The 14,415-nt window shown below is 64.2% G+C and carries 11 protein-coding genes; 7 read left to right on the plus strand and 4 right to left on the minus strand.

The window, feature by feature from the left end:
- Positions 1 to 18 precede the first annotated feature (18 nt).
- From HNH97_RS11870 to HNH97_RS11900, 7 genes are all read left to right on the plus strand, one after another.
- Entirely contained in the window at positions 19 to 1,038 is a 1,020-nt protein-coding gene (locus HNH97_RS11870) for a DNA-directed RNA polymerase subunit alpha (RefSeq protein WP_110094600.1), read from the plus strand.
- 33 nt (positions 1,039 to 1,071) lie between these two features.
- The gene (rplQ, locus tag HNH97_RS11875) at positions 1,072 to 1,497 is read left to right on the plus strand and encodes a 50S ribosomal protein L17 (protein WP_110912125.1); all 426 of its coding nucleotides are present in this window, start codon (positions 1,072 to 1,074) and stop codon (positions 1,495 to 1,497) included.
- Positions 1,498 to 1,672: 175 nt separating this feature from the next.
- Entirely contained in the window at positions 1,673 to 2,713 is a 1,041-nt protein-coding gene (locus HNH97_RS11880; RefSeq protein WP_171791011.1) for an ABC transporter substrate-binding protein, read from the plus strand.
- Positions 2,710 to 3,474 (plus strand): ABC transporter permease, encoded by a 765-nt coding sequence (locus HNH97_RS11885; protein ID WP_110912126.1) that lies wholly within the window; start codon positions 2,710 to 2,712, stop codon positions 3,472 to 3,474. Before HNH97_RS11880 ends, HNH97_RS11885 begins: the two co-directional genes overlap by 4 nt.
- A 16-nt stretch (positions 3,475 to 3,490) precedes the next feature.
- Complete coding sequence (locus HNH97_RS11890; RefSeq protein ID WP_244949414.1) at positions 3,491 to 4,309, plus strand: ABC transporter ATP-binding protein; 819 nt, start codon at positions 3,491 to 3,493, stop codon at positions 4,307 to 4,309.
- 130 nt (positions 4,310 to 4,439) lie between these two features.
- A complete protein-coding gene (locus HNH97_RS11895) occupies positions 4,440 to 4,655 on the plus strand; it encodes a hypothetical protein (protein ID WP_110912128.1) in 216 nt (71 codons plus the stop codon).
- A gap of 98 nt (positions 4,656 to 4,753) precedes the next feature.
- Positions 4,754 to 4,930: a DUF1328 domain-containing protein gene (locus HNH97_RS11900; protein ID WP_110912129.1), complete on the plus strand. Its 177-nt coding sequence runs from the start codon at positions 4,754 to 4,756 to the stop codon at positions 4,928 to 4,930.
- A gap of 67 nt (positions 4,931 to 4,997) precedes the next feature.
- Here HNH97_RS11900 and HNH97_RS11905 read toward each other — a convergent pair whose 3' ends face one another.
- The 4 genes from HNH97_RS11905 to HNH97_RS11920 form a co-directional block, all read right to left on the minus strand.
- Entirely contained in the window at positions 4,998 to 6,584 is a 1,587-nt protein-coding gene (locus HNH97_RS11905) for an efflux transporter outer membrane subunit (protein ID WP_171791013.1), read from the minus strand.
- Positions 6,585 to 6,589: 5 nt separating this feature from the next.
- The gene (locus HNH97_RS11910; RefSeq protein WP_171791014.1) at positions 6,590 to 9,889 is read right to left on the minus strand and encodes an efflux RND transporter permease subunit; all 3,300 of its coding nucleotides are present in this window, start codon (positions 9,887 to 9,889) and stop codon (positions 6,590 to 6,592) included.
- Positions 9,886 to 13,062, minus strand: a complete 3,177-nt coding sequence (locus tag HNH97_RS11915) for an efflux RND transporter permease subunit (RefSeq protein WP_171791015.1) — start codon at positions 13,060 to 13,062, stop codon at positions 9,886 to 9,888. The genes HNH97_RS11910 and HNH97_RS11915 overlap by 4 nt, the downstream gene beginning before the upstream one ends.
- A 73-nt stretch (positions 13,063 to 13,135) precedes the next feature.
- Entirely contained in the window at positions 13,136 to 14,401 is a 1,266-nt protein-coding gene (locus HNH97_RS11920) for an MdtA/MuxA family multidrug efflux RND transporter periplasmic adaptor subunit (RefSeq protein ID WP_171791016.1), read from the minus strand.
- Positions 14,402 to 14,415 lie beyond the last annotated feature (14 nt).

The raw sequence follows: 14,415 nt of genomic DNA on the forward strand, positions 1-14,415 counted from the left end.
TCTTGAAAGGCCATTACCTTGGTCCTCCAGAAAAACTGGCAATCCCTGATCAAGCCGGAAAAACTGGAAGTCGAACCGGGGGCAGAACCGTCGCGCACGGCGACTGTCGTTGCGGAACCGCTGGAACGTGGTTTTGGCATGACGCTCGGCAATGCGATCCGTCGTGTTCTGCTGTCCTCCCTGCAGGGGGCTGCGGTTACGGCAATCCAGATTGACGGCGTTCTGCACGAGTTCTCTTCTGTTGCGGGTGTGCGCGAGGATGTCACCGACATCGTCCTGAACATCAAGCAGCTTGCCCTGCGCATGCATGGCGAAGGCCCCAAGCGCATGGTCCTGACCGCCACCGGTCCGGGCGAAGTGCGCGCAGGCCAGATCCAGACCGGCCATGATATCGAGGTGATGAACCCCGACCTCGTGATCTGCACGCTTGATGAGGGCGTGAAGTTCGGGATGGAATTCACGGTCAACATGGGCAAGGGGTATGTTCCCGCTGCGGCCAACCGGCCCGAGGATGCACCGATCGGCCTTATTCCCATCGATGCGATCTATTCCCCGGTGCGTCGCGTTTCCTACAAGGTCGAACAGACCCGCGTGGGACAGGTGACGGATTATGACCGCCTGCTGCTGACGGTGGAAACCAACGGCGCGGTGACGCCCGAAGATGCGGTGGCCCTGGCCGCGCGTATCCTTCAGGACCAGCTGCAGCTGTTCATCAACTTTGATGAGCCGCGTGCCGTCCGTACCGAGGAACCGCAGGACGACCTGCCGTTCAACCGCAACCTCCTGCGGAAGGTTGACGAGCTTGAACTGTCGGTCCGCAGTGCGAACTGCCTGAAGAACGACAACATCGTCTATATTGGCGATCTGGTTCAGAAGACAGAGCAGGAAATGCTCCGTACCCCGAATTTCGGGCGGAAGTCTCTGAACGAAATCAAGGAAGTCCTGACCGCCATGGGGCTTTCGCTGGGTATGAACGTTCCGGCATGGCCGCCGGAGAACATTGAAGATCTGGCCAAGAGGCTCGACGAGCCGTTCTGATCCTCTGAACCGGAAAGACAGGAAGACTACATCATGCGTCACGGTGTTGCTGGCCGGAAGCTCGGCGTTACCTCGTCCCATCGACAGGCCATGTTTCGGAACATGGCTGTCGCCCTGATCAAGCACGAACAGATCACGACCACCCTGCCCAAGGCAAAGGAACTGCGTCCGGTCGTCGAAAAGCTGATCACCCTCGGCAAGCGGGGCAACCTGCATGCCCGTCGGCAGGCCTTTGCGCAGCTTCGTGACGATGTGATCGTGACCAAGCTGTTCTCGGCCGTGGCTGAACGTTACAAGGCCCGCTCGGGCGGTTATACCCGCGTCCTGCGCGCCGGTATGCGCCATGGCGATGCGGCCGACATGGCCGTGATCGAACTGGTCGATCGCGACGTGACGGCCAAGGGCAAGGATAGCGGCCCGCGTCCGGCCACCGAAGCCAAGGAAGACCTGGCGGCCTGATCGCCACGGTATGTCCTGGAAAAGCCCGGCTCAGGCCGGGCTTTTTTTATGCCATGTGCGCGTAAGTACCATATTATGCGCTGTCTCAGGTTTATTTCCTGTTTCGGATCGTCTAATGAATGGCGGTATAAATTAATAACGATTAAGTTCCGGTAATTTTTCGGGAATGCGCGCGATGGCACGGTCTATATTTTCACGTTTCGGAACGTATGTTTTTGCGGCGGTCATGGCCCTGTGCACGCAGGCATATGCCGCCCCGACGGTGCGTGTGGGCTATATTCCTGTCCTGGGGTCCGCGCCGCTGTTTGTCATGGATGGTGAACACTGGCTGAAGGATGCGGGCATCGACATGCAGTTGATCCGCTTCCAGTCCGGGCCGCAGGCGATCCAGGCGCTTGCGGCGGGGAAGATCGACGCCTATGTGGCCGGTGTGCTGCCGCTGCTGCAGGCGCGGGCGCATGGTGTGAACGTCAAGGTGGTCGCCAGCGCCGCGATCGAGGAACTTCAGGTCATGGCGCGCGGTCCGCTGGCCGAAGGGCTGCCGGAAACACCGACCCAACCGATAGAGGGTGCGGCGCTGAAACAGCGGTTTGACGATTTCGCCCGCACCAGCAGTCGCAAGGCCAAGATCGGCGCGCAGCCACTGGGTTCCGTGCCGGATTCGATGCTGCGGTACTGGCTGAAGGCGCGCAACGGCCTCGACCCGGCGCAGACGGCGGATATCGTCGGCGTTGACCTTGATGCCGAACAGCAGGCGTTCCTGGCAGGGGCCGTGGATGCGGCGGTCCTGCGTGAACCGACCCTGACGCTGGTGCGCCATCGCCTGCCGCAGGCGCGCATCCTTGCCACCGGTCATGACATGATGCCGGGCCAGCCGGGATCGGTCCTCGCCATCCTGAACGAGGACGCGCCGGACCGTGCGGAATGGAAGGACAGGTTCCTTGCCGCGTTCGTGCGCGCGACCGACCTGCTGTCGCATTCACCGGACGAGGCCGTGCCCTTTGTGCGCGGTGCACTGGCGGGCGGCATGCTGCCGCAGGCCATCGTGCAGGAGTCGCTGCGTGCATCGGCCTCGCATTACGTGTCCGACCCGGCCAGCATTGTCGAGTCCGTGACCAAGCTGCAGGATTTCGAGGTCCAGAGCGGCCTTCTGCATGCGCCGCAACCCGTGGCGGACCTGTTTGACTTGGAAAGTTACCGGCGTCTGGGCAAATGAAGCCTGACAGGAAATCACTGATACGCCTTGGCCTGGGCATCGTCGGCCTTGTGGTGCTGTTTGGCGTCTGGGAGGCGTCCGTGCGTCTGGGCTGGGTGCCGGCGGGACTGCTGCCTGCGCCGTCCTCGCTGGGGCCTGCCTGGCTGGACGAGGTCCGCAATGGCGCGTGGCAGACGGCCATCCGCGACAGCCTGACGCATTACCTCCTCGGGCTTGTGATCGGGACGGTGCTGGGGGCGCTGGTGGGGCTGCTGTGCGGGGCGGTCGGGGTGCTTGATGCGCTGCTGGCCGGTGTGGTGCGCGTCCTGCGGCCCATACCGGGGCTGGCATGGGTGCCGTTCGCGATCCTGTGGTTCGGGCTGAACACCGCCGGGGCGACATTCGTCATCGCAATTTCGGTCTTCTGGATCAATTTCTATGCCGCCTATGGCGCGGTGCAGTCGATCGACCCCGACCTGTATGAGGTCGCCGCCGCATTCGGCCATGGCAGCTTCCTTGGGCGGCTGACGAAGGTGGTGCTGCCCGCGTCCGCGCCGGGCCTGCTGGCGGGACTGCGCACGGGACTGGGGCAGGCCTGGATGTCGGTCGTGGCGGCCGAACTGTTCGGCGTGCCCGGGATCGGCGCGCGCATGATGCAGGCATCCAGCCTTCTGGCGACGGACCTGGTCGTGGTCTATATGCTGACGATGGCGCTTTTGTATGCACTGACGGACATGGCGTTCATGGTGGTGCGCAGACGGCTTCTGGGCTGGCAGGGGTAGGTATATGGACATGGCAATGCCCGAGACCGGGGCGCGGACCGGGGATGCGACCGATACGACGATGGTCCGCCTGTCCAATATCGGCCTGTCCCATGACAGGGGAAAAAGCTTCATCCTGCGTGGCGTGGACCTCAGCATCGGCAAGGGGCAGTTCGTGGCCCTGCTGGGGCCGTCGGGTGTGGGGAAGTCCACCCTGCTGCGGGTCATCATGGGCCTGACCCCGCCGAGCGAGGGCACGGTCACGCTGACGGCGCCGGCATCCCCCCTTGGGCGGTCCACCGCGCTGGTGTTCCAGGACGCGAAGCTGATGCCATGGCGCACGGTGCGGCAGAATGTCGAACTGGGGCTGGAGGGGATCGGCCTGTCACGCGCCGACCGCCATGCGCGCGCGATGGCGTCGCTGGAACTGGTGGGGCTGGCGGACAAGGCCGATCGCTGGCCACGGCAACTGTCGGGGGGACAGCGCCAGCGTGTCGGCGTGGCGCGCGCGCTGACGGTGGAACCTGACCTCCTGCTGATGGATGAGCCTTTTGGCGCGCTGGATGCGATCACGCGCAGCAGCCTTCAGGAGGAACTGCTGCGGATCTGGGCGCAGACGCACAAGACGGTCCTGTTCGTCACCCATGATATTGACGAGGCCCTGATCCTTGCGGACCGGATCATCGTCCTGTCGGGGCATCCGGCCTCCGTGCGGGGGGATTTCATGGTGGGGCCACGGCCGCGTGACCGTGCCGCCCCCGCGACGCAGGCGCTGGTCGAACGGCTGAAGGCCCTGATCGCAGGCGAACCCGATCCCGGTGAACGGCCCGCGTACTGGCAGGCAGCGGAAATCTGAATCCTGCCGTCACGATGGACAGCACGCCATGTCCCCGACATGATGGGGCATACATGGACCGGCCATGGGGCAGGGGCGTCGTCGCGTGATGCGTCCTGCCGGATGGATAACCGGCAAGGGAGTAACTGGAATGAATGAATTCGAAGCGCAACTGGAAGAAGGCGTCGGCCGCCTGCAGGATGACATCAATGGCTGGGCCGCCGGTGCCCCGCGCGTGGGCGGTGCAAAGGGACTGGGTGGCGCATGTGATACGGTGCGTGACCTGACGGCGGATCGTCCGCTGTTCGCCCTGCTGGGCGCGTCGTTCGCGGCGTTCGTCGCAACATGGCTGTGGCGGCGGCGCTGATCGGCCGCAGGTGCCGCGGGCGGCATGGCTGATGCGCGGGCAACCCTGTGTCGTTATGCCGCGTTCAGGAACGACATGAAGGATCAGGGACTTATATCATGCTGAAGCTGGCGTTGTTTTTTCTGGTGGTCTCGCTGGTCGCCGGAGTGTTCGGGTTCAGCGGTATCTCCGCTGTTTCGGCGGGGATGGCCAAGGTCCTGCTCTTTATTGCGATTCTGGGCTTTGTCATCGTGGTGGTGCTGTGCGTCATGCTGGCCCGCACGCTATTCAACTAGAACCCCGCCTTTCTTTACAGAAGGCGACACCCACCCGAAGGTCCCCGGCATGCGCCGGGGGCCTTTTTTACTGGTTTTTGTCCTTCTGGATGAAGGACGGCAGGAACGGGTTGTCCTTCTGCAGCGAACCCTTCGTCGGCAGGCGGGAGACATCCCAGCCGCCGCCCAGTGCCTCGACAAGGTTCACGCTGTCCACCACGCGCTGCTGCTGGATGGACAGCACGTTTTCCGCATCACTCAGGGCCGAGGTCTCGTTGGTGATGACGGTGGTGTAGATCGCGGTCCCGGCCTTGTACTGGTTCAGCGCGACTTCCACCGAACGGTTGGCGAATTCCAGCGCCTTTTGCTGCTGTTCCTGCTCCTGCGCAAGGATGCGCAGGTTCGACAGGCTGTCTTCCGTCGATTGCAGCGCCGTCAGCACCGTCTGGCGGTAGGTGGCGACAGCATTGTCATACTGGGCGTTCGCCTCATGCACGGCGGCGGTGCGTGATCCGCCGGAGAACAGCGTCTCCGTCGCGGCGGCGCCAAGCGACCAGATGCGGTTGGCCGCGTTCATCAGCGACGTGACCGGGTCGCCGCCACTCTGCTCGAAACTGGCATTGATGGTGATGTCGGGGAAGAAGGCGGCCATGTCCGCCCCGATCTGGGCATTGTACTGCTCCATCGTGCGTTCGGCGGCGGCAATATCGGGGCGACGTTGCAGCAGGTCGGCGGGCACCGTAACCGGAATCGGCGGGATGGTACGTGTCAGTTCGCCCGGCGTGATGGTCACGTCGGCCGGCGGCTTGCCGATCAGCACGGCAATCGCATGTTCGTACTGCGCGCGGGCAACGCCTGTCTGCACCAGGGCGGCGCGGTTCTGTTCCAGCGTGGTGCGCGCCTGCAGCACGGCGGTCGGATCGGCCGTGCCCGCGTCATACTGGTTCTGCGTGATCTGCAGCGCCTGTTCATTGAACTGGACATAGCGTTGCAGCAGGTCGTGCAGGGAATCCTGGTACCGCAGGTTGAAATACGCGGTGGCCAGTTGCGCCTGATAGGACAGGGTGGCGTTCGCGAGGTCGGCGGCACTGGCCTGTGCCGCGGTCACCTGTTCCTGGATCTGGCGGCGGATCTTGCCCCAGATATCAAGGTCCCAACTGGCGGACGGGCCGATGTCATAGGTGTTGTACTGGCTCTTGCCATACAGGGAACTGCCGGTGGAGGACAGCGATCCCGACCCGTGCGCATTGCGGTTGAAGCCGAGGCTGCCGCTGATGGTGGGGAAAAGCTGTGCGCGCACGCTGTCGATCAGCGCGCGTGCATTGCGGTAGTTCGCCTCGTATTCCTTGATGTTCTGGTTCGACAGCGCAACCTGTGATTCCAGCCCGTTGAGCACCGGGTCATTATAGATCGTCCACCAGTTCTGCTTCGGCAGGCTGGCCATCTGCGGGGCCGCGAGTTCCCATCCCGGCGCGGGTTGCAGTTCCTTGAACCGTGCGGAGACGATGGCGGAAGGGCGGTGGTAATGCGGCCCGACCATGCACCCACCCAGCAGGACCGCAGGTAGCGCCAGCGACACGACCCGCCAGAGCGCGCGTCGCGCCCGCGCCCGGTTGCGGGGAAGGGTGGCACGAGGGGGCGGGCAGGTGCGCGGCGATGGCCTGGAATGTGTCATCCGGGTCAGGAATCCTGTTTGGAAAGGTTGGGGCGCGAGGATAAAATGCCGGAGGTCAGCCGACGATAACGGTCCCGGCATGCCGCGCCAAGGCGGTCAAGGTAAAGATAGACAACCGGCGTGGTGTAGAGCGTCAGCGCCTGGCTGACGAGCAGGCCGCCGACGATGGCGATGCCCAGCGGCCGACGCAGTTCGGAACCATATCCATGGCCGAAGATCAGCGGCAGCGCGCCAAGGGCGGCGGCGAAGGTGGTCATCATGATCGGGCGGAAGCGCATCAGGCAGGCCGTGCGGATCGAGTCATGGGGTGTCATGCCGTCCTCCCGCTCCGCCGTGATGGCGAAATCCACCAGCATGATGGCGTTCTTCTTGACGATCCCGATCAGCAGGATCACCCCGATCATCGCGATCAGCGAAAACTCCTCCCCGAACACCTGCAGCGCCAGCAGCGCCCCCACACCGGCCGACGGCAGGGTGGACAGGATCGTGAAGGGATGGACATAGCTTTCATACAGGATGCCCAGCGTCATATAGACGGCGGCCAGCGCCGCAAGGATCAGCAGCGGTTCGTTGTTGACCGATTTCTGGAACTGCGCCGCATTCCCCGCAAAGCTGCCCTGGATGTTGGTGGGCATGTGCAGGCGGACCATTTCCTCGTTCATGATCTGCACCGCCTGGCTGAGCGAGGCGCCATTGGCGAGGTTGAACGAAACGGTGGTCGCCACCGACTGTCCCTGATGGTTGACGCTGAGCGCGGTCAGCACCGGCTTCGGCGTGGAGACCAGCGTCAGCGGCACCATCGTTTCCGAATTGGTCGAGACGGCGGAGCCGGAAGACGTGCTGCTGCCACCGGCCAGGGTATTGGCGATCTGGTTGCGGAAGGACTGCGAACTCAGCGCGGATTCCGTCGTGCTGGCGGTGGAACTGACGCGGATGGTGTTCGACACGGTGCCACCGGCGGCACTGCCGCCCGCGACGCTGACCCACACCTGCTTGAGGGTCGTGGGATCCTGCCAGAAGCGTGGCTGGACCTCCATCACCACGCGATACTGGTTGAGCGGGTTGTAGATGACCGACGCCGCGCGCTGGCCATAGGCATCGTACAGCGTGTTTGAAATCAGTTGCGGGGTGATGTTGACGCGGCTGGAGGTGTCGCGGTCGATCGAAACCTGCAGCGCCTCGCCGCCCTGCTGCACGTCGGACGAGATATCGGTCAGTTCATGATGGCGTTGCAGCGCGGTGACAAGCCGGGGCGTCCATTCATACAGGTCGGCCGATGAGTCCGACTGGAGCGAATACTGGTAGGCCGCGTTGCTCTGCCGCCCGCCGATGCGCAGGGTGCCCGGCGCCGTGGCATAGAACCGCGCGCCGACCATGTTGCGCAGGCGGTGGTTGATCCGCGCGATGGTCGTCGCGGGCGGGTCGGTGCGTTCCGACTTGTCCTTGAGGATGACGAACAGGTTGGCCTGGTTGGACGACCCGCGCCCCCCCATGAACCCCATCACGCGGGAGACGTCGCGATCCGCCATGATGGCTTTCTGCACCGTGTCGATCTTGCCCTGCATCGCCTGGAACGAAATCGACTGGTCCCCCATCAGGCGCCCCATCAGCATGCCCGTGTCGGATTCGGGGAACAGGCCCTTGGGCATCTTCATGAACAGCGCGGCCATCAGGATCACCGTCAGCGGCAGCGACATGACCGTCAGGCGGCGGTGCGCAAGGGCGATGTCCAGCGTGCGGGCATAGAACTGCTGCAACCCGACCAGCACACCTTCCAGCGCGCGCGATATCCGTCCCATCACGCCGTTCGTAGGGGGCTTTTCCCCCTCCCGCGACAGCACGCGCGCCGTGATCATCGGCGTCAGCGTCAGCGACAGGATCATGGAAATCACGATGGTGATCGACATGGTCATCGCGAATTCATGGAACAGGCGTCCCGCAACTCCCGCCAGCAGCAGGATCGGCAGGAACACGGCGATCAGTGACACCGTGATCGACAGGACGGTGAACGCGACCTCCCGCGTGCCCAGCAGGGTGGCCTGCATCCGGCCCATCCCGGCCTCAAGGTGGCGGCTGATGTTTTCCACCACCACGATCGCGTCATCGACCACGAACCCCGTGGAGACCGTCAGCGCCATGAGCGAGAGATTGTCGAGCGAGTAGCCAAGGAATTTCATCGCGGCAAAGGTCGCGATGATGGAGGTGGGGACGACGATGGCCGGCACGATGGTGATCCGCCATGACCGCAGGAACACCAGCACCACCAGAACGACCAGCACCACCGACATGACCAGCGTGAACTGCGTATCCTCCAGCGCCGCGCGGATGGTGGTGGAGCGGTCCATCATGTTCGACAGGGTCACATCCGCGGGCAGGGCGGTGCGCAGGGCCGGGATTTCCGCGCGGATCTGGTCATTGGTGCGGATGATGTTCGCCCCGGCCTGCGCAAAGATGATCGCAAGGACCGCATGTTCGCGGTTGACGTAGCCCGCGTTGCGCACGTCCTCCACCCCGTCCACGACATAGGCCACGTCGGCCAGGCGCACCGGGCGGCTGTCATGATAGGCGACGATCAGGTCGCGATAGGCCTGCGCGTTGTGCACCTGGTCATTGGTCGCCAGCGTGTAGCGGTAATTGCCATGGTCGATGAAGCCCTTGGGCGTATGCGCGTTGGCCGATGCCAGGGCGGCGCGCACGTCCTCGAACCCGATGCCGAATTTGTACAGCGCCAGCGGGTTCATCTCCACCCGCACGGCAGGCAGCGAACTGCCCCCGACCTCGACCTCGCCCACGCCGCCGATCTGCGACAGGTGCTGCTGCAGCACGTTGGAGGCAAGGTCGTAAAGCTGTGGCGCGGTGCGTGTCTTGGACGTCAGTGCCAGGATCATGATCGGCGCGCCGTTGGGATTGGCCTTGAAATAGCTGGGATTCTGCCGCAGCGACGTCGGCAGGTCCGCATGCGCCGCCTGCAGCGCGGCCTCCACGTCGCGCGCCGCGCCATTGATGTCGCGCGACAGGGAGAACTGCAGCGTGATGCGCGCCTGGTTGGCCGTGGACTGCGACGTCATTTCCGTCAGGTCCGCGATCTGCCCCAGATGGCGTTCAAGCGGGGCGGCGACGGAACTGGCGATTTCCTCCGGTGTGCCACCGGCCTGCCGCGCCTGGACCTGGATGACGGGGAAGTCCACGTTCGGCAGGTCCGCCACCGGCAGGGTCAGGTATCCGATGATGCCGCCCATCAGCAGCGCCACCGTCAGCAGGGTGGTTGCGACCGGCCGCCGGACAAACAGGGCAATCGGATTCACGAGGGCGCCTGCGTCGGGTCGGTGGTGCGTGGCGCGACGTCGTCATCCATGGAGAAGCGCCTGCGCAGGCGCAGGCTGATGCGGTCCATGAACAGGTAGATGACCGGCGTGGTGAACAGCGTCAGCAACTGGCTGACCAGCAGGCCGCCGACGATCGCGATACCCAGCGGCCGGCGCAGTTCGGACCCCGTGCCCGTGCCGATCACCATCGGGACCGCACCCAGCATCGCCGCCAGCGTCGTCATCAGGATGGGACGGAAACGCAGCAGGGCGGCATGGCGGATCGAATGCAACGGCGACATCCCCTCGATCCGTTCGGCCTCCAGCGCGAAGTCGATCATCATGATGGCGTTTTTCTTGACGATGCCGATCAGCAGCACCAGCCCGATGATCCCCATGATGTCCAGCCCCGACCCCGTGACCAGCAGCGCAAGCAGCGCGCCGATCCCGGCGGAAGGCAGGGTGGACAGGATGGTAATGGGATGGATGAAGCTTTCATACAGGATGCCCAGCACGATATAGACCGCCGCCAGTGCCGCCAGCACCAGCCAGACCTCGTTCGACAGGGAGTTGCGGAACGCCGCTGCTGTGCCCTGGAATGACGTCTGGAAGGTGGAGGGCAGGTGGATGTCATGTTCCGCCCGTTCGATCGCATCCGTCGCACTGCCCAGCGAATAGCCCGGTGTGACGTTGAAGGAGATCGTCGTCGCCGGGAACTGTCCCACATGCGTGATCAGCAGCGGAGCCGTATCCTGCGTGACGGAGGTGACGGAGGCCATCGGCACCAGTCCCGACGTGGGCGAACGTGTCGGGCCGGAGGTGCTTTCCCCCGAATTGCCGCTGATGCCCGGCAGGTACATCTGGTCCAGCGAGGTCAGGCTGGTCTGGAACCGGGGATCGGCCTCCAGGATCACGCGATACTGGTTGGACTGCGTGAAGATGGTGGAAATCTGGCGCTGCCCGAAGGAATCATACAGCACGTTGTCGATCGTCTGTGGCGTGATGGAGTACCGCGCGCCCGTGGTGCGGTCCAGCGTCACATGCGCCACCAGTCCGGCGGCCTGCAGGTCGGACGTCACATCCGACAGGGCCGGTTCCTTTCGCAGGCGGTCGAGGAATTTCGGCACCCAGTTCGTGAACTGGTTGTAGTCCGGGTTTTCCAGCAGGAACTGGTACTGCGTCGCGGCGACGGAGGTATCGAGCGACAGATCCTGCACCGGCTGCAAATACAGGCTGGCGCCCGCGATGTCGGCGGTTTCACGCTGGATGCGGCTGGCGATCGTGGTGGCGTTGTCGTGGCGCTTGTCCTGCGGGCGCAGGTTGATGAGGAAGCGCCCCTGGTTCAGGGTCACGTTCTGCCCGTCCACACCCACGAACGACGACAGGCTGACGACGTCGGGATCCTTGAGGATACGCGCAGCAAGCTCCTGCTGGTGGCGTTTCATCGCGTCAAACGACGTGGACTGCGCCATGACGGAAATGCCCTGGATGACGCCCGTGTCCTGCGTGGGGAAGAAGCCCTTGGGGATAATGACCGCCAGCACACCCGTCAGGCCCAGGGTTGCGACAAAGATCGCCAGCATCAGCCGCTGGTGACGCAGCACCACATCCAGCCCGCGGCCATAGGCGGCGATGGTGGCGACCATCGCGCGCTCCACATGCACGGCCCAGGCGGCTTCCTTGCGGTTTTCCCGCTTTTCCGACAGCAGGCGCGCGCACATCATCGGCACAAGCGTCAGGGACACCACCGCCGACAGGATGATCGTGACCGCCAGCGTAACCGCGAATTCATGGAACAGCCGTCCCACGACGTCGCCCATGAACAGGAGCGGGATCAGCACCGCGATCAGCGAAACGGTGAGCGAGATGATGGTGAAGCCGATTTCCCCCGCGCCCTTCAGCGCGGCGGTCATGCGGTCGTCGCCCATTTCGATGTAGCGGGCGATGTTCTCGATCATGACGATGGCGTCATCGACGACAAACCCCGTCGCGATCGTCAGCGACATCAGCGAGAGGTTGTCGAGCGAGAATCCCAGCAGGTACATCGCCGCCAGCGTGCCCACCAGCGACAGCGGGACCGACAGGCTGGGGATGATGGTCGCGGGCACGTTGCGCAGGAAGATGAAGATCACCCCCACCACCAGGAACAGTGCAAGGCAGAGTTCGAATTCCACGTCCTCCACCGAGGCGCGGATGGTCGTGGTGCGGTCCGTCAGCGGCGTGATGGTGATGCCCGGCGGCAGCGACTGTTGCAGGTGGGGCAGGGCGTACTTGATGTTGTCCACCACGGCGATGACGTTCGCGCCCGGCTGGCGCTGCACATTGAGCACGAGGGCGGGCGTCTGGTTCGCCCATGCCGCGAGTTCCGTGTTCTCCGGCCCGATGACCACGCTTGCGACGTCGCGGATGCGCACCGGCCCGTTGTTCTGGTAGGCGATGACCTGGTTGAGCAGTTCATCCACGCCCGAAATCTGTCCGTCGATACGCAGGGTGGTGGCGCGCTGCGGGCCGTCGAACGTGCCGGTGGGGGAATTGACGTTCACATTGCCGATCGTCGTGCGCAGCGTGTCAAGGTCGATGCCGAAGGATGTCAGCTTGGGGATGTTGACCCGCACGCGGATCGCCTTGCGGTTGCCGCCCGACAGGCTGACCAGGCCGACGCCCGAAATCTGGCTGATCTTCTGCGCCAGGCGGGTGTCGATGTAATCCTCCACCTCCGTCAGGGGCATCGTCTTCGACGTGATGCCCAGCGTCAGGACAGGCGTGTCGGCGGGATTGACCTTGGCATAGACCGGCGGCGCGGGCAGGTCGGTCGGCAGCAGGGAATTGGCCTGGTTGATCGCGGCCTGCACTTCCTGCTCCGCGATGTCCATCGTCATCGTCAGGCCAAAGCGCAGCGTGATGACCGACGCCCCGCCCGAGGACTGCGACGTCATCTGGTCCAGTCCCGACATCTCCCCGAACTGTGTCTCCAGCGGTGCGGTGACGGAGGTCGCCATCACGTCCGGGCTTGCCCCCGGATAGAAGGTCTGCACCGTGATCGTCGGATATTCGACTTCCGGCAGGGCGGAGACAGGCAGGAAGTGATAGCCGAGCATGCCCGCCAGCATGATGGCGAGCATCAGCAGGGTGGTCGCGACCGGGCGCTGGATGAACAGGCGGGAGGGATTCACGCGGGCATCTCCGTCAGGGGCGGGGCGATGGGCGGGGACACGACGGTGGCGTCAGTCGTGGGCGCTGTCGGGATCATCCCTGTTTTGACGCAGGCGTGTTCGACGCGGGCGTGGTGTCCGCAGGTGCCGCCGCCGGGGTGCTTGCCGCCGTTTCCGCCGGGATGCTGACCTTGATGCCGCTGCGCAGGTGATCGACGCCATCGGTCACGACGGTTTCGCCATCCTTCAGGCCGGAGGTCACGACCGTCATGCTGTCATTGGCGTGGCCGGTCTTCACATCGCGGACGTCAACGGTGTGGTCGGGCTTGACGACATAGACGAACTGCCCGTTGGGGCCGGTCTGCAGCGCATTGGTCGGCACCAGCAGGACGCCATGTTCCGTCGTGACCATCAGGTGCGCGTTGACGAACTGGTTGGGGAACAGCGTTTCCTCGTTGTTGGGGAAAATGGCGCGCATGCGCACCGTCCCGGTCGAGGTGTCGATCTGGCTGTCGAGCACGCTGACCTGCCCGTCGGCGATCTTGTGTTCGTTGGCGCTGTCCCATGCCTCCACGGCCAGCGCCGTGCCCGCATGCAGGCGTTCGGCCACGGGGCCGATATCATTTTCCGGCAGGGTGAAGATGACGGAAATCGGCTGCATCTGCGTCAGGATGACAAGGCCGTTCGTCTGGCCCGCCGTGATGTAGTTGCCGGCATCGACCTGGCGGATGCCCACGCGGCCATCCACCGGGGCGATGATGTGGCAGTACTCGATCTGCAGCTTTTCATTGTCCACCAGCGCCTGGTCCGCCTTGACCGTGCCTTCGTACTGCTCGACGAGGAACTGCTGGTCCTTCGCCGTCATGGCGGCGACGCTGTTCTGCCGGATCAGGGTCTGGTAGCGCGCATTGTCCACCCGGGCCTTCTGCAACTGCGCCACGTCCTGCGCCAGTTGTCCCTCGTACTGCGCAAGCAGCACGTCATACGGGCGCGTGTCGATCAGGGCGAGCAGGTCGCCCTTGTGGACATGCTGTCCCTCCGTGAACAGGACCTTCATCAGGTAGCCGTCGATGCGTGACTGCACCGTCACGTTGGTGATGGGAACGACCGTGCCAAGTTCCGTCAGCACGAACGGCATGTCACCCGCATGCACGCTTGCGACAGCTACGGGTTGTGGCGCGTTGCCCGCGTTGTGCTTCTTGCTGCCGCCGCCATGCGGGCGCAGGAACGCGACCGCAAGCATGACGGCAAGTGCGCCGACGCCACCCCATACAAGGAGACGCCTGCGCCTGGGAGGGGGAGTGGGCCTGCTGCTGCTGGTGGGGGAAGGGGATGACGGGGACTGGTTTGGGGTATCCATGTTCAGGTCAGTTT

Origin of the sequence: Gluconacetobacter entanii, from assembly GCF_013155425.1 — a bacterium.
Lineage (GTDB): Bacteria > Pseudomonadota > Alphaproteobacteria > Acetobacterales > Acetobacteraceae > Novacetimonas > Novacetimonas entanii.

Excerpts from the sequence above, each read along its gene's own strand:
- HNH97_RS11890 (WP_244949414.1), top strand. The coding sequence starts at position 3,491 with ATGCCCGAGACCGGGGCGCGGACCGGGGATGCGACCGATACGACGATG.
- rplQ (WP_110912125.1), top strand. The coding sequence starts at position 1,072 with ATGCGTCACGGTGTTGCTGGCCGGAAGCTCGGCGTTACCTCGTCCCAT.
- HNH97_RS11920 (WP_171791016.1), bottom strand. The coding sequence starts at position 14,401 with ATGGATACCCCAAACCAGTCCCCGTCATCCCCTTCCCCCACCAGCAGC.
- HNH97_RS11905 (WP_171791013.1), bottom strand. The coding sequence starts at position 6,584 with ATGACACATTCCAGGCCATCGCCGCGCACCTGCCCGCCCCCTCGTGCC.
- HNH97_RS11900 (WP_110912129.1), top strand. The coding sequence starts at position 4,754 with ATGCTGAAGCTGGCGTTGTTTTTTCTGGTGGTCTCGCTGGTCGCCGGA.
- HNH97_RS11880 (WP_171791011.1), top strand. The coding sequence starts at position 1,673 with ATGGCACGGTCTATATTTTCACGTTTCGGAACGTATGTTTTTGCGGCG.
- HNH97_RS11895 (WP_110912128.1), top strand. The coding sequence starts at position 4,440 with ATGAATGAATTCGAAGCGCAACTGGAAGAAGGCGTCGGCCGCCTGCAG.
- HNH97_RS11885 (WP_110912126.1), top strand. The coding sequence starts at position 2,710 with ATGAAGCCTGACAGGAAATCACTGATACGCCTTGGCCTGGGCATCGTC.